Here is a 22,087-nt window from a genome sequence, read left to right on the forward strand (position 1 = left end):
CTGGACCCTTGTCCCTGCTGAGCTGGACCTGGTTGCGTCCAAGCATGGCGAGATACGGCCGGGTTCGCGCTGTTGCGGAGGTTCTACGACCGGTACGGCCGCTTCCCGCGAGGTTGGGCAGATCTGCGCCCGGAGGCGATGGACTTCGCCTCTCGCCAGGTCAAGGCGGAGCCGGGTTACTTGGCGTTCTACGGAGACCAGGGCCAGCGGATCCATCACACCCCCAATCGGCTAGATCAACCCGACAACGCACCCAGAATCCAATCCACGGATTCAGGCTAAGGTCCGGTCCGGCAGCGGAACAGGGGCGCAGGACCGGCGGCAGGGTGGGGCGAGCGCCCCACCCTGCCGTTGAACTCAGCCGACCTGCAGGGTCACGTCGTCCAGCACGAAGCTGGTCTGTAGGTAGGCGTCCTCTCTGCCGGCGAAGGTCAGCGTGACCGTCTGGCCGGCGTACGCGCCGAGGTTGACGGTGCGCTGCGTGTAGCCCGTGGCAGCGTTCATGTTGGACAGCGCCGCCACGGTGGTGCCGTTGGCCTTGATCGTGAACACGTCGTAGGCGAGCGCCCCGTACTCGTTCGTGTCGATGTGCAGCCAGTAGGTCAGTACCGCACTGGTGCAGCCCGACGGGATGGTGACGGTCTGGCTGATGGCCTCGGTCGCGGTGTAGCCGTATCCGCCGAGCCACGCGTACCGGGTGCCGCTGCGCGGCACCTGCCCGATAGAGGTGCCGATCGCGCCGGTGGAGCCGGTCCACGGCGAGGTGCCGCTTTCGAACCCGCCGTTGAGGATCAGCTGGGCGGCGGTGCAGCCGCCCGGCCCGCCGGCCACGGTCAGCGTGTACGTGGTGCTGTGCGACACCGAACCCGCGCCGGTGATGGTGATGGTGTAGGTGCCGCCGGCCACCGACGAGCCGACCGCGATGGTGGCGGTCGACGAGCTGCCGGAGGTGACCGACGACGGGCTGAACGAGACCGTTACGCCCGTGGGGGCGCCGCTGGCGGTCAGGGTAACCGTCTGGGCGCTGCCCGAGGTGGTGGCGGTGCCGACGGTGGTCGTGGTGCTGGACCCCGCGTTCACGGTGCCCGACGCGGGGCTGGCCGAGATCGAGAAGTCGTTGGTCGGCGTCGAGGTGCCGACCGCCCGGTTCCACAGCGTGTAGGCGATGCCGTCGGCAGCCCGGTTCAGCGCGGTGGCGTCGATGTTGCTGAGAGTGTCGCACGAGGAGTGGTAGCAGGAGTCGTAGGACTGACCGGCCGTGCCGCCCCACTTCGACGCCTGGGCCGACGTCTTGGTGGCGCTGGCGCCCATCGCGTAACCGGAGGTCGGGATGCCCGCGTTCTGGAACGAGTAGTCGTCGGAACGGCCCTGGCCCTCGACGTTCTCCTCCGGCTGCAGGCTGAGGGAGTCCCAGTACGCCTTCATCGGCTGCGACGCGGTCGAGGTGATGTTGTTGATGAAGTAGCCGCCGTTCTTCGACGCGATCATGTCGAAGTTGTAGTAGGCCTTGATCGCCGTTCGCTGGGTACTGGTCAGCGAGTTGACGTAGAACTTGGAGCCGTTGAGGCCCTGTTCCTCGTCGGTCCACCAGCCGAAGCGGACCTTGTTCAGCATGGTCGGGTTCTGCGCGGCCAGCGCGAGGGCGACCTCGAGCAGCGCCGCCGAGCCGGAGCCGTTGTCGTTGATGCCCGGACCGACCGAGACGCCGTCCAGGTGGGCGCCGAACATGTAGACGTTGCTCGCGTTACCGCCCGGCCACTCGGCGATCAGGTTCGGGCCTGCACCGCTGGTGCAGCCGGAGGTGCAGGGCTGCTCGGTGACGGTGAAGCCGGCGGCCTGCAGCTTGCCCTTGACGTACGCCACCGACTGCAGGTAGCCCTGGCCGGTCGAGCGGCGGGTGCCGCCGTTGTTGGTGGCGATGGTGCTGAGCTGTGTCAGGTGCGCCTGCACGTTGGCGACGTCGATGTCCGGCGCGGTGCCACCGGGGGTGCCGCCGTTGACCGTGAGCGTGTACTGCGCGGTGTGGGTGATCGAACCGGCGCCGGTCACGGTGATGGTGTACGTGCCCGCAGCCGCACTGGACGTGGTCGCCACCGTCATCGTGGAGCTGTTGCCCGACGTCACCGACGTCGGGCTGAACGACACGGTGACCCCCGACGGGGCACCCGAGGAGGTCAGCGACACGGTCTGGGCGCTGCCGGAGACGGTCGCGGTGTTGACCGTCGCGGTGACCGAGGAGCCCGCGTTGACGCTGCCCGAGGTGGGGCTGACCGAGACGGAGAAGTCGGTGCTGGAACCGGTGCAGGTCGGGTCACCGGTCTGGGCCGGGACCGCGACCGCGTTCCACGCGTCCTTGGTCCGATTGAACAGGACGCACGAGGAGTCCAGGTTCTTCGCGGCGGTCAGGGTCGCGGTGCGGTACTTCTTGTGGGTCATGCCGGAGGTCTTCAGCAGCATGCCGCCGTAGAAGATCTTTCCGGCGGACTGGATGCCCACGCCGGTGACCGACGACGGGCCGCCCGAGCAGATGGGGCTGTTCGGCTTGCCGCCGCCCGGCGCGCTGCCCTCGGCGAGCAGGTAGAACCAGTGGTTGAGCGGACCTGCGGCCGCGTGTACCTCCGTGTTCGGGATCGACGAGGAGTAGCAGTTCGGGTGGCCGCCGACCAGCGAGGGGTTGTACATGTTGCGGATCGGGCCGTCGCCGACGATGTCGATCTCCTCACCGACCAGGTAGTCGGGTTCGTCGTAGGCGCTGGACTGGTTGGCGTATGCCTCGGTCAGGGCGCCGAAGATGTCGCCGGTGGCTTCGCCGAGGCCGGCTTCGGAGCTGGTGCCGCCGGGGGTGTTCTGGTCCATGCCATGGCCGAACTCGTGACCCACCACATCCATCGATGAGATCCAGTTGCCTGCCGAGTTCTTGCCGATCGTGATCGTCGAGCCGTCCCAGTAGGCGTTCTGCTCGTTCAGGCCGACCTTGATCGGCCAGCTGCCACCGTTGCCGTTGTGCCCGTTGCGGCCCAGCCAGGCCGACAGCATGTCCCATTCCTTCTGCGCCGAGTACACCGCGTCGACGCAGCCGGTCTCCTTGCTGGTGCCCACCCCGTTGCCCCAGCTGTCGTCCGCGCCGGAGAAGACGGTGCTGGTGCTGTAGTCCTGGCAGTTCAGGCCGGTGCGCGTGGTGTCGCGCAGGTAGTACGTGCTGCCCGACTGCGACGTGGTGATCGACAACGGGCTGGGCCCGTTCCACTTGCCGGTGCCGGAACCGGCCGCGGCGTCCTCCTGCTTGGCCAGCACCTGGCCGTTGCGCGCGTCCACGAAGACATGCAGGTGGCTGGGGGCCGAGGCGGTGCGCCCGGCGACGACGACCTCCCACGCGAGTCGCGCGGTGCTGTCCTTGACGTGCACCACGAGGGTGCGTGACTCGACCTGGTCGACCTTGGTGAGCAGGCCCTTGGCGGTCTGCTCGGCGCGGTCGGCGGCGACCGTCGGCACGACGGAGACGTTGATCTTCGTCTTGGTGGCGGCCGAGATCGCCCGGATGGCGCCCCGGCCGTCGGCGAGTACGGCGGCGTCGCCGCCGACCACCGGCAGGCCCCGGTAGGTGCGCTCGTAGGCAATGGAGAACAGGCCGTCCACCCACGGGATCACCATGCGACGGTCGTACTGCTCGAAGGGGCCTTTCGCCAGCGCGTCGTGACCGCCGTCGGCAGCGCGGTCGGCTGCAGAGATCGCCAGCGACAGCGGGCTCTGTGCAACCGTGGGTGTAGGGGGCGGGGTGGCTGCGGTCGACTGGGTGGCCACCCCGGTCACGGTGCCCAGGGTAAGCGCAACCGCGACAGCGGCCGCCATGGCAGTTCTTCGATACATCGCAATCCTCCCGCCGAGATGGGTTGAGGGGTGTGGCAGCAGGGCCCGTGTTGATGGGATCTCCGGCAACCGGTGACAGCTCGGCTTTGGCGATGACACTAGGAACGGCGGAGGCTGGCCGAAATCAGGGCAACCCCTTGCTCTGGTGCGCGAAGGACCGTCGGGCGCACTATGATCCGGTGCCAGATTCTGCGACGGCAGTGAATGCGCATCAGGGGGCCACCGGCACCATGCTGCCGGTGGTACCGGGCGTCGTGCGCGGCGCCCGTCGGGTGGTGCTGTTCGGTCCGCCCGGGATCGGCAAGACCGCTGCGGCCGGTGTACTCGGGCAGCAGCTGGGCATGCCTGTCCTAAGGCTGGCTCCGAGCCCACAGGACGCCCAGGTCCCCTACACCGGACTGCTCGAACTCGCACTGGCCCTCCAACCGCTGCCGGCCGCGCGGGAACTCGCGACCGGAATCGACAAGGCCGTCGGAGTGCCGGGCTCTGCCGATCCCGCCGGGAGCGCTCTACGGCTGCGCCGGTTGACCGCCACCCTGCTGCTGGACACCCCGCCTCTGACACTGGTGGTGGACAACGCCCAGTGGCTGGATACGGCCAGCGCGGCCGTCTTGCGTTGGGCACTGCGCCTGGCTCCCGACCTTCCCGTCATAGCCGCAGAGCGAATCTGGCGCCCGGGGAGCGAAGGCCACTGGTGCGGCGAGGACCCCTGGGCGGTACGCATCCCGGCGCTGACACCCGATCAGGTCGCAACCCTGCTGTCGCCGTACCGGCTAACCCCCTACGAGGTCACGCAGACCCACATCCGCAGCGGAGGGAACCCGGCCCTAGCCCTCGCATTCGCCGGGGCCCGCAGCCGCGCCACCGACCTGCCGGCCGCTCAGGGTCTCGTAGACGACCTGGTCCTGCCGCCGGCCGCCCGCCGACTGGTGAACGAATGGCTGGGCACTGTGTCGGCCGAAGTTCAGGAACTGTTGACGGTCGCCGCACTCGACGACCGGCCCGACCGCGAACTGCTGAGCCGCCTCGCCGGCCCGCCCGCCGACAACCTTCTCGCAGAGGCCGAGGCAGCCGGACTGATCAACATCGGGCCGGCCGACGGGAAGATCCGGTTCGCCGCCTCCGCGATCGGTGCCGAACTCGCGGCCCGACCGCCGGTCGCCACACGCAGGCTCCTGCACACCCGCCTGGCCGAAGCCAGCCGCGACAGCATCCGCCGCGACCGTCACACCACGCTGGCGGCCGACACCAACGACCCGCAGTCGGCCGACCGCGCCGCCCGCGCCGCCGCCCGCGCCCGGCTGCGCGGAGAACCCGCACTAGCGGCCGAACTCTCCCTCCTCGCCGCCGAACGTACCCCGGAGACCGACGCCGACCTGCTCACCGAACGGGCGCTGACCGCCGTACGCGACGCCGCCCACAACGGCGACCTGCCCCGCGGCCAGGCCGCCGTCCGCCTCGTCCTGCACCACGACAGCAGCCCCGCCAACCGCGTCAACGCCCTCATCTCCCTGATCGACTCAGGCGGACAGCACCTGCACAACGGCGACAAGCTGTTCGCCGACGCACTTCACGAAGCGGCCGGACATCCGGACCTGACCGCGCAGATCCTCATCCGCCAGGCGATCTGGGCCAACGTCAACGGCGATCCCGACCGGGCGTGCGCCCAGGCTGCCCGGGCCGCCAGCCTCGCCCGGAGCGCTGGCGACACCGCCACCACCGCCATGGCCCTCACGATGCAGGCCCGCATCCAACGCATCCTCGGCCGCCCCCAAGCCGAGACCACGCTCGGCCACGCCCTGTCCCTGCCACGCAGCACTCACATCCCCGTCAACGCCAGGCCCGAACAGCTCTCCGCCCGGCACGCCATCTTCGACGACCGTCTGGACGAAGCCCGCAGCGCACTGCTGCCTCTGCTCGTCGAAGCCGAGCGGACCGGAGACGCCGAAGCCACCGTGGATGTCCTGCGCAGCCTCGCCGAAGTCGAGATCCGCGCCGGACGGTGCGGACTGGCCCTCGACTACGCCGGCCGCGCCCTGTCGCTTACCGACAGAGCCGCCTTGGACCCCGCACCAACGTGCTACACCTCCGCCCTGGTCGAGGGCACCGCCTCGTGCACCGACTCCGCCCTCGCTCACGCACGCCGCGGGGCGGACACCTCCCGCCGGGAGGACAACAAAGTCTTCCTCTCCCGAAACCTCTTCGTCCTCGGACATCTTCTCCTGGTCACCGGGCGTCCGAAAGAAGCCCTGGAGGCGCTGGAAGAGGTCCGTACGCTTGAGAAGCGCCAGCAGGTCCGCGACCCGTCCGTCCTGCGCTGGCACGCCGACCTCGCCCAAGCCCTCATCTCCCTCGGCTACCTCGACCAAGCCCGCAAACTGCTGACCGATACCCGTCGCACCGCGACTGATCTAGATAGAAGCTGCGTCCTCCCCGTGCTCGACCGCTCCCAGGCACTCCTGGAAGCCACCCTGGGCAACTACGATGCGGCCGCCGACCTCCTCACCGCAGCAGCCGACCACCTCCGCCACCTGCCCATCGAACACGGTCGAACCCTCCTGGCCCTCAGCCACACCGAACGACGCGGACGCCGACGCGCCAGCGCCCGCACCGCGGCGCAGAGCGCCGCCGACCTCTTCAGCACGCACCAGGCACACCCCTGGATCGAAGCCGCCACCCGCACCCTCCACCAACTGGAGCCCGTCCCCGCGCACAGCAGTACGCTCCCCTGCCTCACCTCCGCCGAACAGCGCTGCGTCGAGCTCGCCGCCAGCGGAGCGACCAACCGCGACATCGCCACCGCCCTCACCATCAGTGTCAAAACAGTCGAAGCAAACCTCACCCGCGTCTACCGGAAGCTCGGCATCCACTCACGCGTCCAACTCGCGCACCTTGCAGCCCTGACGGCAGCGCCGGCAGAAGCCCTGCAGCCCGGCCTGGCGCATCAGCCTGGCAACGCGTTTGCGCCCACTTCCGACTCCGGTGCCCAGGCGTAACTCGGCGTGCGGCGTAAAGGAGCGGGTTGGGCGAGGATCGCACGTGCTTCCCCGGACAGCATCCTCGCTACGTCAAGTCGCAAAATGCCGTGACGAGGATTTAGAATCGAGAAAGTTGACACAAAAAGCAACAGAGGCGGCCGGTTTGCTACTGTAACCGCCAGCAACGGAGCGCAGCAGCTATCCAATGCGACCAACAAACAGAGGTAATGAACGGCTGAATCGCAGGCAGTCGGCCTACCGACATGCATAGATGACGGTCTTAGGAGTCTCCATGTGACTCCGGTTGATCTTGATGGGCAGGACGAAGTGGCCGACGGGACCGTTGTCGCGTTGACGCGGAGCGTGCTGGTTCAGGCTGCGGCGCGGACTGTCGGCGTCGGTCGGGCGAAGGTCTTACGGTCGCGGATGAGTGCCCAGAGAACGTCGACGCGTCGTCGGGCGAGGGCGAGTATGGCTTGCCGGTGGTTTTTACCTTCGGCGCGCTTCTTCTCGTAGTACGCGCGGGAGGTGGGGCATTCTCGGGCGGCGGTGAACGCGGCCATCCACAGGATGTGCCGCAACCTTCGGTGATAGCGGCGAGGCTGCCGATGGTTCCCGGAAACCGTGCCGGAGTCGTGGGAGACAGGCGCCAGGCCGGCGTGGGCGGCGAGTTTGGCGGGGCTGTCGTATTCGGTCATGCCGGCGGTATGGACGAGCAGCTCGGCAGTCAGCAGGGGCCCCATGCCAGGCAGACTCCCGATGATCGGCGCGAGGGGGTGCTGGTCGAGGTGTTCGGCGATGCGGTCGTCGACGGCGGCGATGCGTTGTTCGAGGGCGAGGATCTCGGTGGCCATCTGCCCGACCACGACGGCGGCGGCGCGTTGCCCGGGCAGGGTGACGGTTTGCTGCCGGGCGGCGGCGACCATCGCCTCGGCGACCTGGGCGGCGTTCTTGACGTGGCCGCGGCGGAGCAGGGCGGTGATGCGGTCGACGCCGGCGTGCCGGATCGCGGCCGGTGTCTGCCAGCAGGCGAGGACCATCATCGGGGCCTTCCGGTTGAGTTCCACCGCTCGCTCCAACGCCGGACTGATCCCGGTGAGCAGCTCCTGCAACCGGAACAGGGTCGCGACACGCTGGCCGACGAGGTCGGCACGGTAGCCGGTCAGCACTGTCAGCTCGGCGAGGAGCCGGTCGGACGGTTCCAGGATCGGGATATCGGGGCGCATCCGGATGGTCTGGGCGATCACCAGTGCGTCGCGAGCGTCGGTCTTGTTCTCTCCGGCGAACGCGGCGGCCATGTGGAACGCGACGGTGCCGGAGACATAGCGGACCTGGACCTGGCGGCGCCACAGCAGGGTCAGCAGCAGCGCCGATAGCCCGGTGGTGACGTCGACCGCCCAGCAGACCGGGCGGCCGTGCGTCGAGACCTCGGCCATGACGGTGAGCAGTGAGGTCTCGTCGTTGGCGACTCGGCAGGAGTAGACCAGCCGGCCTTCGCCGTCGACGGCCGCGACGTGGTGGTGGGTCTTGCCGATGTCCACGCCGATCCACAGCTTCGCCACCGTCGTGCTCTCCTTCGTCGGTCGGTTTGCTTGAATGTGCCTCGTCGGAGGTTCGGATTTGCCGGCACCTTCTACGGATGCGAACGCGAGTCGCGGGTCTCCATCAGCGGTCTACCGAATCTCGCAGACGACGAAGCGGCGGGTGGCATCTCCTACCGTGAGCCAAGCGATCTCGACGAAACACACGCAGCCATACCCACCGCTCCCGGGCATCAGGGTCTACGGCCACCAGGGCCGCGCCTGTTCAACCCGGCCCGCCCACGAGGCGGAAAGTGGGTGGGCACCTCGAGGCTCAGCCACGATCACGGCGGAACACACACAGCCATCCCCACTCCCGGTCCTGCGGGCGCGGCGACCTCGAGTCTGCCGCGGTCACCGGCCGGCACCTCGGACACCATGTGCGGGACCCACGCAGCATGCTTCACCGAGCACGGGGCGGGCGTACGGCATGGTGGCCCATGACGGCTGGTCACCGGCCACCGTTCCCGAGACCGGCCTGATTCCTACGCCAACCGTCGCGGCAGCGACTTGAATGGCGGTGTGCAGGTCAAGAAGGACGGGCGGGACTGGCGCGTCGGCGCCGCCTCCGACGTGGGCTGGATCGCCGGGCACACCACGGCCGGCGTCTCGATCACCACCGCCATCCCGCCGGTCTTCGACGCCTACGCCACCACGTACCAGACCGACGACGTCACCGCCGCCGCCTACGAGCACGCCCTCATTGAGCACCTCACCACGCGCACCCCCAACCAGCCGTGGTGGCTGGCCTACCTCGACACCGGCGCCCACGACGTCGTCTTCCCCCACGCCCCGAGGGTGTTCCTCTACTGGAACTGGCCGTACGTGCTGGTCCAGGCCGGCCCCGAGCAAGCCCTCACCTGGCGCACCGAAGGTCACATCCGCCACCCCCACGGAGCGCTACCCGACCTGTTCTTCCCCGCCGACCGGTCGTGGCTGGTCTCCGCGCTGTGGGACGACACCTGGACCTGCGTCGGCGGCCCGGCACCACTGATCCACACCCTTGAAGGCGACCCGTTGGCCAACGCCCGCCAGGTCCGACTTGACGAAGACGCACTGCCGCCGGGGCTGACCCGCGAGTGACCGAACGCCCCACCTCATCGACATGAGCTACGCCTACCGCACCCCTATTCCGGCCCGGCCCGGCCCGGCCAGGATCGGACGGGCGACGAGTCGGGTGAGCTTGGCGCGCAGCCCTTCGGTTTCCTCGACGGATTTGCTGACGCCGACGCCGTGGCAGATGTACTTGACGAGCGTCCGCTGAACGACGGCGCGGAAGACGGCGAGGACTTGCCGGTGAGCGGGCTGGCGGCGACCTTGGTTACGCTCGCCGTCCTGAGTCTGACCAGGACCGCGGTGGCGGTGTCGGTCGGCGGGCAGAATCGCAGGTACCGCCGTGCCCACAGATCCTCAGGCGGTCACTTCTCGCAGTACGTTCCGGGTGAGCCGTACGTACTCCGGGCTGCACGCCCAGCCGATGCCGGCGGCATCAGCACGCCGGCCGAGTTCGGCGAGGAAGTCGTCGACCGAGGCGAACCCGGGCGGCGGCTTCAGCAGCCACAGCCGGCCCCGAGGCCGGCCGGTGATGCCCGCGTCGGCCAGCAGGGCATCTTTGTCGTTCTCGACCTCGTTGCGGGACTCCCAGCTTGACCGCACGGTTTGCGCCCGCAGCACCTCGTACGTCTTCGGGTCCAGCTCAGTCCAGGTCTCGTAGCGGCTTGCCCGGTCCGGCACCCAGGTGCGCAGCTGCGGGGGCCACACCGCGGGGAGGAAGACAAGCATCGGAACGTCCGGGGCCAACTGCCAGCCCTGCGCGGTCAGTTCGCGTACCTCCGGCAGCTGCTCCGGTGTCAGGCCATCCGCGTCCGCGTCGGCGGCCCTGGCCGCAGCGGGATCAGGCGGTTGGCCGATGCCCCAGGCATACCCGGCGTCCATTTTCGCAGCTTACGGCGGTGCCTGCGCCGCGACGGTCGGCATCCGATTCGCCAGGCCCGCAACGGCGACGGCTGCCTCCGTACGACGGTGAGAACCTCAGTGGTCACGTCCTGGCGGCTCAGACCCCGTGCTGACACAAGGCGGGGCCCACGATCAGCGCCTCCGACGGTAGCGGCGGCCAGCCGAGGCACGGGACCCGCTGTGCAGGTAGGCGGCGGCACCGACGGTGAAGATCGTGACGGCGGTGAGCCACGACGTTGTGGAAGTTGAGGGCTGGATCGGCCAGGCCCAAGCTGTGACGACTACACCGGTCTGGCGTGGAGCGGCGGCGTAGACGGCGCTCACGTAGACGAAGGCGGGCAGCCACGCCAGCCGCGCGCCGAGCAGCATTGCGCCGCCGGCGACCAGTCCGATACAACCGAGAGCATTGCGAACCAGTGTGTGAGCACCGTACGTGTCGGGCGCCCGCAGCCCGGCCAGGATGAGCGCCATGGCGGTGACAACGGCGGCGACGAGAAGGTGACCGGCTCGCCAGGCCCGCCACGGCAGGGGTGTGCTGCGATCGAGGTCCTCGTCAGCGCCGGCGAGGGTGGGCCCGAGCAGTAGTGCCGCCAACAGTGGCGCGAGTGCGACCACGGGGACGCGGGCGGCGGGCCCGTCGAAGTAGGGCCTGCTGGCGAGCCAGGTTCCGGCGGCCCAGGCCAGCAGCGTGATAATGCCGACACCGGCCACGAACATGGACGCGCCCCGGGAGCGCAGGTGCAGCGTGAGCAGGCGGCTGGTCATGGCTGCTCGCCGAGGCGAATCAGTTGCGGGATGTCGCATCGGTGGGCGGCGTCGAGGTAGGCGGCGAACCAGGTGCGCTGCGCCGGCTGCGGCAGTGCACGAAGCCTGGTGAGGGGCACGTCGTCCGGGGTCGCTGCCTCGTCGAGCATCCAGTCGGTGGCCAGGGTGTCGGTCCGGTAGACCCGCTGGTCGATTCTGCGTACCCCGATCGGGTCCTCACATCTGGCCCGGGTCACCTGCCGGAAGTCCGCCCGCAGGCTCTTCCGGCTGGCAAGGCCGCCCAGCGCCGTGGACTGGTAGTCGAGGTTGAGCCAGACCGTGTCGTCGTTCCGTTCGATGGGCTGGCGGGCCGGCTGGGCGGCCTGGTCGGCCGCCCGCCGCGGCGCTCCGGGTATCCCGTCGAGACGTCCCAGGATCGGCTGCACAACCTTGGTGACGTCGTCGATCAGGAAGGCGTTGATCCGGGAGAGGCACACCTGCGGGCCGCTGCTCGTGCACACCAGCTCGACCGCGGCCGGGTCGGCCGGGAGGCGGTAGGTGCCCGGCCCGGTGGTAATCGGCACGGCGACGGCGACGGCGAGTCCGCCGGCCAGCAGGGCTGCTCGCCGCTGCCGCGCGGCGGCGGCGAGCAGCAGGACCGTCAGGGCCACCAGCCAGGCTGCCTGCAACACGGTGACCCGGCCGGGAACGAGTGAGTACACCGCCCAGCCGCCGTAGACCGGTGAGAGCCACGCGGCGGGCGTGCCGTCCCAGTAGGTGATGATGGCCAGGCCGAGGTATGTGGCGAGGCCGGCGATCGGGGCCGCCACCCGCAGCGGTACGAGCCGGCCGACGAGGACGCCGACCGCGGCGGCGGCGGCCAGGGCGAGGACACCGACGGTCAGCGTCCACCACCAGCCTCCGCCGGTGTAGGTCGCGACCCGGGCGATCAGCACCGCCGCCCCTGCGAACGCGAGCAGCAGTCCGGCGGCGCCGGCCACGGTTACGGCGAGCCAGGCCACCACCAGTGGTTGCCAGCCCGGGCGGGGGGTGGTGGCGATCAGCTCGTTGATGTCGCGCCGCCGTTCTCTGCCGGACTGCCACGCCCCGGCAGCGATCATGAGAGCGCACAGGATCAGCAGCGACACCCGCAGGTAGTTCGCGAGGCCGGGCCACCGGCCGGCCCAGTCGTCCGGGTGCACGGCCAGCATCCACACGCCGGCGCCGAACATCGCCGCAGCGGCGAAGGGCGCCGTACCGCGGCGTAGCTCCGCCCTCAGCGCGCGCTTCACCGCGGTGCCGTCCGCGCACCGCGCAGCACCGCCGTGTAGCCGCGCTCGATGGGGGAGTCGCCGCTGTCGCCGTCCCCACCGGCGGCGATCAGCTCGTCGGGCAGGCCGGTGAAGACCAGCCGCCCGCCGTCGACCAGGTTCACCCGGGTGCACGCCGCTACGACGTCCTCGACCAGGTGTGTGCTGACCAGGACGACTGCATCCAGGCCCAGCTCCCGCAGCAGCGCCCGGAACTGCACCCGCTGCTCCGGGTCCAAGCCGGCGGTCGGCTCGTCCAACAGCAGCAGCCGCGGGTCGTTCACGATGGCCTGGGCGATGCCGACGCGACGCAGCATCCCGCCGGAGAGGTGCTTCATCCGGTCGTCGGCGCGATCCAGCAGCCCGACCCGCTCGATCGCCCGGTCCACCGCCAGCGGAATTCGCGCCGGCGGCATCTCCTTGAGCCAGGCGAAGTACTCGACGAACTCCCGCACGGTGAAGCGCGGATAGAACCCGAACGCCTGAGGCAGGTAGCCCAACTGGCGGCGCGCCTGCCGCAACGCCGACGGTTTCCCGATGTGGTGGCCCAGCAGCCGGACCGCACCCTGGTCGGGTCGCAGGACCGTGGCCAGGACCCGCATCAGGGTGGTTTTGCCGGCGCCGTTCGGGCCGAGCAACCCGTGCACGCCCACTCCGAGCTCGAGGTCCAGGTCGTCGAAGACGACTCGCTTGCCGTAGCTGACCCGCAGGCCGTCGACGCTCACCGTCGTCATGCCGGTTGCCTTCCCACCCGTTCCCGACGCACATACACCACCACCGTGGCCACCGCGGTGACCCCCAGCCATCCCGGGAGGTTCGCCACCAGGACCGCCAGACCGCTGACCGGCGGCGCCAGCACCACCACCGCCCACGCCCCGGCCACCACCAGCGCGGCGTACCCGGGCTCGACCAGCGAGCCGAGCGCCAACGTCAGGACCGTCAACGCGACACAGGGAAGCAGCCACAACCCCGGCGTACCGATGCCCGTCACCGCGCCAGCGAGGACCGCGACGGGCGCCGCGACCGCGAGGACCGCCAGCGTGCGCCACAGAACGATTCGCAGGCCGCCCTGCGGTGTCCCCGCGATCAGGTCGTGCAACGGATCGGTTCGCGGCCCGTACGACAGGGCCGTACCGACAGCGGGCAGCGCTGGCGCGATCAGCAGGAGCAGCCACGGCGGGACCACGGTCGGGCTGATTGCCATCCCCGCGGTGAGCACCCCGGTGACGGCCACCGACAGAAACCACGCCGCCCGCGCCGCAGGCCCCGCACCCACCAACACCCTGACCCGCCGCCACCCGGTCGCCCGCCGCACCCGCCCCTGCGTCGGCAACCGGCCGCCCAGCGCCACCGCGGCCGCCTCCACCGCCAGAGCCGTCGACGCATCCGATGCGATGCTCGTCCGGCAGGCCGCACAGCGGTCGAGGTGCGCCTCCACCGACCACGCGTCGACGTCAGCGAGACGCCCCTCGCCGTACGCCGCCAGCACCCCGGCGTCGACGTGGAAACCGGTCACGACAGCGCCTCCCTCAACTCGCGGCGTGCCCGCATCGCCCGGGTCTTCACCGTGCCCTCCGGTACACCCAGCAACACCGCGGCCTCGCGCACCGTCAGGCCATCCAGCACCGTCGCCTGCAACACCGCCCGCAGCTCCGGAGCCAACCGGTGCAGCGCACGCTCCAACTCGGCGTCGTACGCACCGGCCAAGGCCTCGTCCTCCGCCGACGGAGACCACGCCAGCACGTCGTCGCCCGGTGCCCCCACACTCTGCGGACGGGCCAACGCACGCCGCCGCGCGTCGATCAACCGACCGGCCGCCACCGACCACAGCCAGCCCACCGCCGCACCGTCCCCGCGGTAGCCGGCTGCGGCCCGCCACACCGTCAGGAACGTCTCCTGCACCACCTCCCGGACCAACTCCGGGTCCCGGCACCGGCGGCGCAGACGCAGCACCAACCACGGCGCGTTACGCGCATACAGCACGTCGAACGCCTCGCGGTCACCCTTCCCGACGAGGCGCAACAGCTCCTCGTCGTCCACGTCCATCACGCAAGGTTAGGACGCATCACTCGGCGAAACGGTTCTCTGACAGGAGCCGCGTGCCGCGAGAGTCTGACGCAGCTAGGCAGTATGGCGCGAAAGGCACCTCTGTCAGGAAGTCACTCGTTAGGCTGCATGCGGGGCGGCTTGTCCGCGCTGATCACGGCGCCGTTTCCCACCTTGGCCAGCCTGTCCGGGGCTTCGCCGGGTGAACCTTCATCTCTCACAGCATGCGCTCAAGGCGCCTTGCCTGGCATCGCTCCGTCTCCCGCGTCCGGCCAGACCTGGCGGCACGGAGAAATTCCCTCCCAGGAGCAACCCTGGGCGCCGGACTTTACGTGACTATCTCGAATCGGGGATCGGAGGCCTGGATGGGTGATCGCGACGCGGCGTTCGCGGAGTATTTCGCGGCGAGGTCTGACGCAATGCGTGGCACCGTGTATCTGCTCTGCGGCGACTGGCACCGGGCGGAGGACTTGGTTCAGACCGCGTTCACCAAGCTCTACCTGGCTTGGAGCCGGGTCTCGCGCCATGAGGTGCTGGACGCCTACGTGCGCCAGATCCTGATCCGGACCTTCTCGACGAGCGGCGCCGCGGCTGGTGGCGGCGGGAGCGGGTGGGCGGGGACGACGCCGAGCGACCGGCACCGCCCGACTCGCCAGAGAACCGGTTAGTGATGCTCCAGGCACTGGCCGCCGCAGCCTCCTGCGGCTTGGACATGCTGCGGGGCCTCCTGTCACCCACCCACAGCGGGATCGAGAAGGGAAGACGATGAACGAGGACGACCTGCGCGATACGCTACGTAGCGAGATGGCGACCAGCACCCCGCCGCCACCGATGGCTACGACCGCCACGCTGCGCGCCGCCCGACGCGCACGCAGCCGCCGCCGAACCCTGTGGGCCTGCGCCGGATCGGCGGCGACGATTCTGGCGGTCGCTGGCGCCGCAACGATGTTCACCCCCGATGCCGGCGGCCACAGCCCGGCAGGTCCGGCGCCGCAGGCCGCCCCGCCTCCGTCATCGAAGGACACCGCCCAGCCGTGGCCGACCGGACCGGACGGCCATCCGCAGGAGGACCGCACCGCGCGAGCAGGCTCCAGATACGACCAGGGAATCCGGCTACTCGACGAGATCATCTCCGTCGTGCCCGCCGGTTACACCGCGCCGGAGAACCCGGCGAACCAGCCCACTGACCAGAAGCCGCTGCGGACGCACCAGGCGCAGTTCGAGGACAAGGTCAACGGTGTCGACGTGTGGGGTTACATGTCCTCGGCCGCCCTGGCCAAGGGTGAGCGGATGGGGCCTTTGCTCGTCGAGGTGCACACCGCGGGCAATCAGCTACCGGCCGAGCCGTGCGCGCTAGCCCGCCAGTTCTGGGGCATGCAGGGTGAGTGCCAGGTGGAGACCGTCGCAGCGGCGCAGGTCGGCGTGGTAGTCCGACCCGGCCGCGACGACCGGTTCGACCAGTGGGCGGCCTACCGGCACCCGGACGGCGTGGTGGTATTCGTCGCACAGGGCGCGAACCTCGATGACGAACGGCCGGGCCTGACCACGCTGCCGTTCTCCGTGCAGCAGCTCGCGGCCCTCGCCGTGAACGAGAGGTTCCACCTGCAATAAGGCGGGCTCGGCGGGAGGCTTCAGCAGGATGTCGGCGGCACGCTGAAAGCCGCCGGGTGCAGGTTCCCGAGCTGCGCAACCTGCTGATCTGTGACGACATCGCCACCGCTGTTCCGAAGACTGCCGGTCAGGGAGGACGGAGAGTTCGGGGCGGCGGGCCTTTGGGGCTGAGTTCCCCCCGCTTTGATGGAGCGGTGGTTACCTGCTCCCGGCTGGTGCCGGGATGGCGATAGGTGGCTCAGCTGGTTGCGTCTGGCGGCTGTGCCAGGCGGTCTCGTACTCGTTCGGGCTGAGGTAGCCCAGCTCGCGTTGGATGCGGCGTGTGTTGTACCAGCCGTCGATGTAGGCGAAGATCGCGTTCTCGGCCTCGTCGCGGGTCCGCCACGAGGTGCGTGTCAACGGCCAATCAGATCTCCCCGTAGGCGGCCAGTAGTTTTCCCCGCTGGCGGCCATGGTTTCTCCCCAGTGGCGGCCAGATAGTTCCCCGCCTGTGGGGTGGTGCTGGGGTCAGTGCAAGGCTTTGACGCCCTGTCCGGCGGTGGCTTGGTTGAACCGGTAGCTGTCACCCTGGGTCACGACGACGTGGGCGTGGTGCAGGAGTCGGTCGACGGTGGCGGTGGCCAGGGTCTTGGGCATGATCTCGTCGAAACCGGACGGGTGCAGGTTCGAGCTGACCGCGAGGCTGCGGCGTTCGTAGGCGGCGTCGACGAGGCGGTAGAACCCTTCGGCGGCGTCCGGGGAGACCGGTAGCAGGCCGATGTCGTCGATGATGATCAGGTCGGTGCGGATCAGTCTGGCCATGGCTCGGGCGACGGAGTCGTCGGGGCGGTGGCGGCGGACCATGACGCCGAGGTCTTCGATGGTGAACCAGGCGACGGTCATGCCGGCCTCGACGGCGGCTTGGCCGAGGGCTTCGCAGAAGTGGCTCTTGCCGGTGCCGGACGGGCCGCAGATGGACAGGTTCTCCTTGCGCTGCACCCATTCCAGGCTGCGCAGGGCGTCCTGGGTCGGCCGCGGGATCGAGGAGGCCTGCTCGTCCCAGTCGCCGAAGGTTTTGCCGGCGGGGAACGCGGCGCGTTTGCGCCGGGTGCGCAGGTTGGCCTGGTCCCGGCCGGCTGCCTCCTCCGCGAGGAGGACCCGCACGACTTCGGCCGGGTCCCAGCGTTGCGCTTTCGCGGTGGGGATGAGGTCGGCCATGGCCCGGCGCAGGTGCGGCAGTTTCAGCCGGCGGGTGAGCTCGATCGCTTCGGTCAGCGGGTCACCGGCTGCGCCGGTGACCCGCAACGGGGTGATGGTCACTGTTCTCCAGTCGTCGTGCCGAAGGTTGACCAGGCAGAGGTGCCTGGTTGCAGGCTGTGGGTTTCGCTGGCCCGAGTGGGTGGGGTGTCGTCGTCGCGTTGGTGGGCCAGGATGCGGATCAGGTCGTTGTCGGCGAACCTGCCCGCCAAAGCGGCGGTGCCGAGGGCCCGGTCGACGTGGTCGACGCCGTGCAGCTTCGCGAGAGCGACGGCTTCGGCCATCTTGCGGCGCACCCCGCGGACCCCGGCGGCTGCGGCCTCGACCAGCCACGCGGCGGCGCCGGGGCCGAGAGCCAGGAACGCGGCCTCGTCGGCGGTGCGGGCCCGCGGCACCCGATCGGCGGTGTCGGACTGGCGTGATCGGGGCGGGTAGTGCTCGTCGAGGATCGACGGGCGGCCCGGCTGGGCCCGCTGGTGGCGGGCGACCTCGGCCGGCCCGTCCTCGCTGACGGCGGTGACGATGAGTTCGTCGCCGTGGAACCGGGCCCAGACCCGGGTGTCGACCAGGTGGTGCGGGACCGAGTAGCGGACTCCGTCGACGGAGATGGTGCAGTCCCAGTTCACTCGGCGGGTGGTGCCGAACGCGACGGTGAACGGCTGCGCCGGCAGCGGATGCAGCCGGTCGCGTTCGTCCAGGAGGGCTTCGGCCGGGCGGCGTCGGGTGTCGCGGTGGATGCGGGCGTTGACCTCGTCGGTGAAGTCGCGGCAGGCCGCCTCCAGTTCCGCGAACGTGCGGTACTGGCCGAGCAGGTTCGCGCTGGTCGGGACCAGGTCCGCCTTGGCGATCTTCACGGTGTTCTCGGCGCCGCCCTTGGACTGCGGGTCCGCCGGCACGCAAGTGCGGATCGTCATCCCGTAATGCCGGGCCACCTGCACGATCTCCGGATTACGCACGGCGATGTCCGCGACGTGCTCCACCGTGATCGTCTTCTCGTTGTCGGTCAACACATAGGCCGGCACCCCACCCAGGCGCCGCAGGGTGGCATCCAGGCAGGCCACGACCGTCGGCAGGGTCTTGTCCAGCACCGGGATCACGACCCGGAACCGGGACCAGGGCAGCCACGCGCACCACAACGTGGTCCGCCGGCCGCCGATGCGTGGGCCTTCGCCCCAGTCGAACTGAAGCCACAAACCGGGCTCGGGGATCCACGGGCGGAACACCCGTCGCTGCCCGGCCTGCCAGGACTTCTTCACCGCCGCGACCGCCCGGCGGGTGGTGCGCTCTCCGCCGGCGAAGCCCATCGTGGTGATCCGCCGGTGCACCACATCGGCGCGGACCCGGCCACCCGAGCGGGCCACCAACTCCTCGATCTTGTCCATGAAATCGTCGATCGGCCGAGCCCGCTGGGTCCGCTCCTCGGGGCTGCGTCCCTCGGCCCGCAACTTCACATACCGGGCCACGGTGTGGTGATCACACCCGGCCAGCTCGGCCGCCGCACGGTAACTACCCGTGAGGTCGTATGCCTCCAAAATTTCCACGATCTCCCTGCCGCGTTTCACGCCGCCGACCCTCGCCGACCAGCGTCTCGTCATGATCAGCGGGGAGGTATCTGGCCGTCCACGGGGAGAACCCTGGCCATCAGCGGGGCGGTAAATGGCCGCCTATGGGGATCTTTCACTGGCCGCCGACAGGTGCGGTAGACGAGCTCGATTTTCAACGTCGACCAGAAGTTCTCCATCAGGGCGTTGTCGTATGAGTCGCCGACGGAGCCCATGGAGGGCAGGATCCCGTTGTCCTGTAAGCGTTCTGAGAAGCGGAACGACGTGTAGTTCGATCCCCTGTCCGAGTGGTGGATCAACTGGCCGTCGCGGACGTCGCGCGACCAGATGCCGTATTCGAGGGCGGCGAGGATCAGGTCGGTGTCGCAGCGGTCGGAGGTCTTCCACCCCACGATCCGGCGGGAGAACACATCCCGGACCGCGGCGAGCCAGAACACCCCTTCGCCGCACGGTATGCGGGTGGCGTCGGCGACCCACAGGCGGTTCGGCCCCGCTGCGGTGAACTGCCGGTTGACCAGATCCGGCGCCGGGATGTGCCGCGGGTCCTGCCGGGTGGAGCCGCCGTGCCAGCCTCGACGCAGGAACGCCCCCTGCCAGCCCTGCTGCGTCATCAACCGCTCGACGCGTTTGCGGCCCACATGGATGCCGTCACGGCGCAGCTGCCGATGCACCCGGTCCGCGCCGTAGGTGCGCCCCGATGTCTCCCAGATCTCGTGGATGTTGGAGATCAGCCCCAGGTCGACCACGTCGCGGTCGCAGGGCTGCTCGGCCTGCTTCACCCACGCGTAGTAGGTCGAGGCGCCGATGTTCAGGACCCGTAGCAGGAGCGCGACCGCGAACTGGTCACGATGTTCGTGGATGAACCTCATGACCGTCGCCGGGTCGGGTCGAGCTCCGCCGCGAAATACGCGCTCGCCGCCTTCAGGATCTCGTTCGCCCGCCGCAACTCGGTGACTTCCCTACGCAGCCGGCGGTTCTCCTCCGCCATCTCGCTGGTCGGCCGGTCGTGACGCTCGTCGGCGTCGGCCTCGGCCTGCCGGATCCAGTTCCTGAGCGCCTCGTGATGCACGCCGAGCTGCTCGGCCAGGCGCCGGATGACGGGCTTCGGGTCCGACTCGCGATACAGGCGCACAGCGCGCTGACGTAGCCCATCGGGGTACTTCTTCGGTGCTGCCACGGACGACTTCCTCCCCCACGGCCATCAGACCATGGTCAAGAAGCTCCATGAAAGCGGGGGTGGCTCAGCCGCGGTGACCCGCGTTGGCACCGATTCACCCGGGTTGGCATCCGCTGGAGAGCACACACCGCGCACATCATCGAAGATCATGTGCGGCTGTCCGCTCCCCCGGCTGGGCGCCGCCTCCCACGGGGGGTCCGGCCAAGTCGCCATCAGCCACGCGGTGGCTGGTCGTCGTTGTCGCGGGTCAGGTCCGTCGGGTCGAGGATGACGACGTCGACGTCGCCCACGGATGACGGGTCGAAGTCGCGCCGTTCGTCGGCGGGTCACCCGCGCTCGGCTGGTTCATTGGGTGATGGGGTCGTCTATGCCGTAGTGGCTCCACCAGGTAGGCCGGTGTCTGCGGAGTGTGCCCTCGACACGGGTCAGCAGAAGCCAGTTGCCGTTCTGGACCAGCGCCGCGTCCTCCTGCCGGGCGGCCAACACACGGGCCACGGCCTTCATCATGTTCGGGATCCCCTTGTCGACAAGGTCGTCCGCCCGCATGGAGAAGTCGATGTCGACGTATGTCTCCGGCTCCCACTCCCAGCGGGCACCGTCGTCGGCCTCGGCATCGAAATAGCCCTGGCTGCCTGAGGAGATGGTCAGCGCGTACCCGCGGGTGTCGTAGAGGCGGGCACTGAACAGCCGCGGGTTGGTGCCGCTCGGCTTGGGCTTCTCGGCGGGTTCGGCTGCCACGAGATCAGCCACGTGGTCCAGGGGCAGGTCACCGCCCAGGGTCAACCTGAACTCGACAGCCATCTCTGCGCCTCTCCTCAGTCTCGACGGACGATCTGCACGATCGCGCCGCTCGGCGTTACCGCGACGAGTTCTTTCAGCTTCTCGACGGGCCAGGTGTCGAACTGTGTCCGCAGGGCCGCGAGGTCTCCGTGCCAGTCGTGCAGGTTCAGCACCACGCGTTGGGTCTGCTCCTTGTCGACCTTGGCGCGGACCTCGCTCCAGACGCCCCGTACCGGCTTGCCGAGAGTGGGCGAATAGCAGTCGAACACGTGACCTTCGATCAGGTAGTCCGGGTCTTTGTTCGGGTTGCCCGAGTCGCCGGTACGGAGCCGGGCGTCGGCGATCTCCCGCCTGGTGGGGTTCTGGTGGACCCGGTAGCTCTTGCTGGCGACTATATCGGCGCATTCGTTCTCGAGCTCCAACGGACGCCGCCCGTCGTCGTCCAACCGGGGTGGAATTCTGGTTCTCGGACCGGTCGGCGACCCGCCCGGGACACCGGTTGGCTGTCTGGTCCAAGACGTGCCGTGGCCGTGGTCAGCGGATGTCGCGTCGTCGGCGGCATGAGGTGTCGACGGCGGGTCACCGCGCTCGGAAGGGGTAGGGCTGGCCGGTGGATGACCGCCAGCCCCTGTCAGTTTCCCGACGACCCCAACTGCCGGGCCTGCGCGATCGCCGCTTCGACGGCCTGCCGGGCCCCGCCGGTGCGCTGAACGACCAGCGCCAGGACCTGCTTGATGGCCTCCAACGCCTGCAGCAGCGGCCCAGGCTGCCCGCCCTGCAGGACCACGGCGACGAGTTGCTGCGCCTCCCCGACTCCGGTGATGGCCCCGGTCGCCGCGTCCCGAGCGGCGTCCACGGCGCTCTGCACAGGCGCCAGCCCGGCAATCGTCTCCTGCGGGGTGGCCTCGTTCGGCACTGCCGCGGTGGCCTTCGTCGCTTCACCGATCGCACCGGCGAGACTTCCCAGGGCGCCCTGGATGCCCGTGATCGCGTTGCGCACCCGCGCCACACCCGCCGCCACGGCGACGAAGCCCGCGCCCGCGGCCCGCAGCGCCACCTCCTGCGCCTGACTGTCGGCGGCAGCTGCCAACCCCTGCGCGCGTTCAACCCCGGTCATCAACGCGCGGAACTCACCGGTGATCGTCTCGATCTGCGACACGTGGCCGGCACCCCAATCGATGAGAGCGAAAGTGCTGGACAGCTGAACCTACCGGGCTCCTTGGGAGGCCACCAGACATCG

The 22,087-nt window shown here is 69.7% G+C and carries 20 protein-coding genes and 1 pseudogene; 4 read left to right on the forward strand and 17 right to left on the reverse strand.

The window, feature by feature from the left end:
• Positions 1-357: 357 nt before the first annotated feature.
• Positions 358-3,849, reverse strand: a complete 3,492-nt coding sequence (locus GA0070610_RS24415) for a M28 family peptidase (RefSeq protein ID WP_197697767.1) — start codon at positions 3,847-3,849, stop codon at positions 358-360.
• 248 nt (positions 3,850-4,097) lie between these two features.
• On the opposite strand from GA0070610_RS24415, the pseudogene GA0070610_RS24420 reads away from it, so the two are divergent.
• Positions 4,098-6,752 (forward strand): annotated as a pseudogene (locus GA0070610_RS24420) (LuxR C-terminal-related transcriptional regulator); the annotation flags it as partial.
• Here the strand turns inward: GA0070610_RS24420 and GA0070610_RS32005 are convergent.
• Positions 6,738-6,857 carry an IS3 family transposase gene (locus GA0070610_RS32005; RefSeq protein ID WP_223201434.1) on the reverse strand — a complete coding sequence of 40 codons (120 nt, stop codon included), beginning with the start codon at positions 6,855-6,857 and terminating at the stop codon, positions 6,738-6,740. The pseudogene GA0070610_RS24420 and the gene GA0070610_RS32005 sit on opposite strands and share 15 nt — an antisense overlap.
• A gap of 359 nt (positions 6,858-7,216) precedes the next feature.
• Positions 7,217-8,407: an IS110 family RNA-guided transposase gene (locus tag GA0070610_RS24425; protein WP_089002213.1), complete on the reverse strand. Its 1,191-nt coding sequence runs from the start codon at positions 8,405-8,407 to the stop codon at positions 7,217-7,219.
• Positions 8,408-8,947: 540 nt separating this feature from the next.
• Here GA0070610_RS24425 and GA0070610_RS30975 point away from each other — a divergent pair.
• A complete protein-coding gene (locus GA0070610_RS30975; protein WP_172896586.1) occupies positions 8,948-9,508 on the forward strand; it encodes a hypothetical protein in 561 nt (186 codons plus the stop codon).
• Positions 9,509-9,835: 327 nt separating this feature from the next.
• Here GA0070610_RS30975 and GA0070610_RS24440 read toward each other — a convergent pair whose 3' ends face one another.
• The 6 genes from GA0070610_RS24440 to GA0070610_RS24465 form a co-directional block, all read right to left on the reverse strand.
• Positions 9,836-10,360, reverse strand: coding sequence for a DUF5956 family protein (locus GA0070610_RS24440; RefSeq protein ID WP_089002214.1), 525 nt, complete (start codon positions 10,358-10,360; stop codon positions 9,836-9,838).
• 153 nt (positions 10,361-10,513) lie between these two features.
• A complete protein-coding gene (locus tag GA0070610_RS24445; RefSeq protein WP_089002215.1) occupies positions 10,514-11,146 on the reverse strand; it encodes a hypothetical protein in 633 nt (210 codons plus the stop codon).
• A complete protein-coding gene (locus GA0070610_RS24450) occupies positions 11,143-12,417 on the reverse strand; it encodes a hypothetical protein (RefSeq protein ID WP_089002216.1) in 1,275 nt (424 codons plus the stop codon). The genes GA0070610_RS24445 and GA0070610_RS24450 overlap by 4 nt, the downstream gene beginning before the upstream one ends.
• Complete coding sequence (locus tag GA0070610_RS24455; RefSeq protein WP_089002217.1) at positions 12,414-13,169, reverse strand: ABC transporter ATP-binding protein; 756 nt, start codon at positions 13,167-13,169, stop codon at positions 12,414-12,416. Before GA0070610_RS24455 ends, GA0070610_RS24450 begins: the two co-directional genes overlap by 4 nt.
• Entirely contained in the window at positions 13,166-13,951 is a 786-nt protein-coding gene (locus GA0070610_RS24460; protein WP_089002218.1) for a zf-HC2 domain-containing protein, read from the reverse strand. Before GA0070610_RS24460 ends, GA0070610_RS24455 begins: the two co-directional genes overlap by 4 nt.
• Positions 13,948-14,484, reverse strand: coding sequence for an RNA polymerase sigma factor (locus GA0070610_RS24465; protein WP_089002219.1), 537 nt, complete (start codon positions 14,482-14,484; stop codon positions 13,948-13,950). Before GA0070610_RS24465 ends, GA0070610_RS24460 begins: the two co-directional genes overlap by 4 nt.
• A gap of 362 nt (positions 14,485-14,846) precedes the next feature.
• Between GA0070610_RS24465 and GA0070610_RS24470 the strand changes: the two genes are divergently transcribed.
• Together GA0070610_RS24470 and GA0070610_RS24475 are read left to right on the forward strand one after the other, a co-directional pair.
• A complete protein-coding gene (locus tag GA0070610_RS24470; RefSeq protein WP_231925795.1) occupies positions 14,847-15,149 on the forward strand; it encodes a sigma factor in 303 nt (100 codons plus the stop codon).
• Positions 15,150-15,246: 97 nt separating this feature from the next.
• Positions 15,247-16,092 (forward strand): hypothetical protein, encoded by an 846-nt coding sequence (locus GA0070610_RS24475; protein ID WP_089002220.1) that lies wholly within the window; start codon positions 15,247-15,249, stop codon positions 16,090-16,092.
• Between the two features lie 198 nt (positions 16,093-16,290).
• On the opposite strand, the gene GA0070610_RS24480 is transcribed toward GA0070610_RS24475, so the two are convergent.
• From GA0070610_RS24480 to GA0070610_RS24515, 8 genes are all read right to left on the reverse strand, one after another.
• A complete protein-coding gene (locus GA0070610_RS24480; RefSeq protein WP_157747222.1) occupies positions 16,291-16,491 on the reverse strand; it encodes an IS3 family transposase in 201 nt (66 codons plus the stop codon).
• 108 nt (positions 16,492-16,599) lie between these two features.
• Positions 16,600-17,391: an IS21-like element helper ATPase IstB gene (gene istB, locus GA0070610_RS24485; RefSeq protein ID WP_088999046.1), complete on the reverse strand. Its 792-nt coding sequence runs from the start codon at positions 17,389-17,391 to the stop codon at positions 16,600-16,602.
• Positions 17,388-18,890 carry an IS21 family transposase gene (istA, locus tag GA0070610_RS24490; protein ID WP_088999045.1) on the reverse strand — a complete coding sequence of 501 codons (1,503 nt, stop codon included), beginning with the start codon at positions 18,888-18,890 and terminating at the stop codon, positions 17,388-17,390. Before istA ends, istB begins: the two co-directional genes overlap by 4 nt.
• Before the next feature lie 35 nt (positions 18,891-18,925).
• Entirely contained in the window at positions 18,926-19,759 is an 834-nt protein-coding gene (locus tag GA0070610_RS24495; protein ID WP_089002222.1) for an IS3 family transposase, read from the reverse strand.
• On the reverse strand, positions 19,756-20,067 hold the full coding sequence (locus GA0070610_RS24500) for a transposase (RefSeq protein WP_089002223.1): 312 nt from the start codon (positions 20,065-20,067) through the stop codon (positions 19,756-19,758). Before GA0070610_RS24500 ends, GA0070610_RS24495 begins: the two co-directional genes overlap by 4 nt.
• Positions 20,068-20,412: 345 nt before the next feature.
• Positions 20,413-20,868, reverse strand: a complete 456-nt coding sequence (locus tag GA0070610_RS24505) for a SitI3 family protein (RefSeq protein WP_089002224.1) — start codon at positions 20,866-20,868, stop codon at positions 20,413-20,415.
• Positions 20,869-20,882: 14 nt separating this feature from the next.
• Positions 20,883-21,293, reverse strand: coding sequence for a CdiA C-terminal domain-containing protein (locus tag GA0070610_RS24510; RefSeq protein ID WP_089002225.1), 411 nt, complete (start codon positions 21,291-21,293; stop codon positions 20,883-20,885).
• Between the two features lie 185 nt (positions 21,294-21,478).
• Positions 21,479-22,006, reverse strand: a complete 528-nt coding sequence (locus tag GA0070610_RS24515) for a DUF6244 family protein (protein WP_089002226.1) — start codon at positions 22,004-22,006, stop codon at positions 21,479-21,481.
• Between the last annotated feature and the right edge of the window lie 81 nt (positions 22,007-22,087).

It is taken from the genome of Micromonospora echinofusca (assembly GCF_900091445.1).
Taxonomy (GTDB): Bacteria; Actinomycetota; Actinomycetes; order Mycobacteriales; family Micromonosporaceae; genus Micromonospora; species Micromonospora echinofusca.

Bases quoted from the DNA above. Each gene is read 5' to 3' on its own strand.
- GA0070610_RS24470 (WP_231925795.1), top strand. From the start codon at position 14,847: ATGGGTGATCGCGACGCGGCGTTCGCGGAGTATTTCGCGGCGAGGTCT.
- GA0070610_RS24455 (WP_089002217.1), bottom strand. From the start codon at position 13,169: ATGACGACGGTGAGCGTCGACGGCCTGCGGGTCAGCTACGGCAAGCGA.
- GA0070610_RS24445 (WP_089002215.1), bottom strand. From the start codon at position 11,146: ATGACCAGCCGCCTGCTCACGCTGCACCTGCGCTCCCGGGGCGCGTCC.
- GA0070610_RS24505 (WP_089002224.1), bottom strand. From the start codon at position 20,868: ATGGCTGTCGAGTTCAGGTTGACCCTGGGCGGTGACCTGCCCCTGGAC.
- GA0070610_RS24440 (WP_089002214.1), bottom strand. From the start codon at position 10,360: ATGGACGCCGGGTATGCCTGGGGCATCGGCCAACCGCCTGATCCCGCT.
- GA0070610_RS24475 (WP_089002220.1), top strand. From the start codon at position 15,247: ATGAACGAGGACGACCTGCGCGATACGCTACGTAGCGAGATGGCGACC.
- GA0070610_RS24415 (WP_197697767.1), bottom strand. From the start codon at position 3,849: ATGGCGGCCGCTGTCGCGGTTGCGCTTACCCTGGGCACCGTGACCGGG.
- GA0070610_RS24495 (WP_089002222.1), bottom strand. From the start codon at position 19,759: ATGAGGTTCATCCACGAACATCGTGACCAGTTCGCGGTCGCGCTCCTG.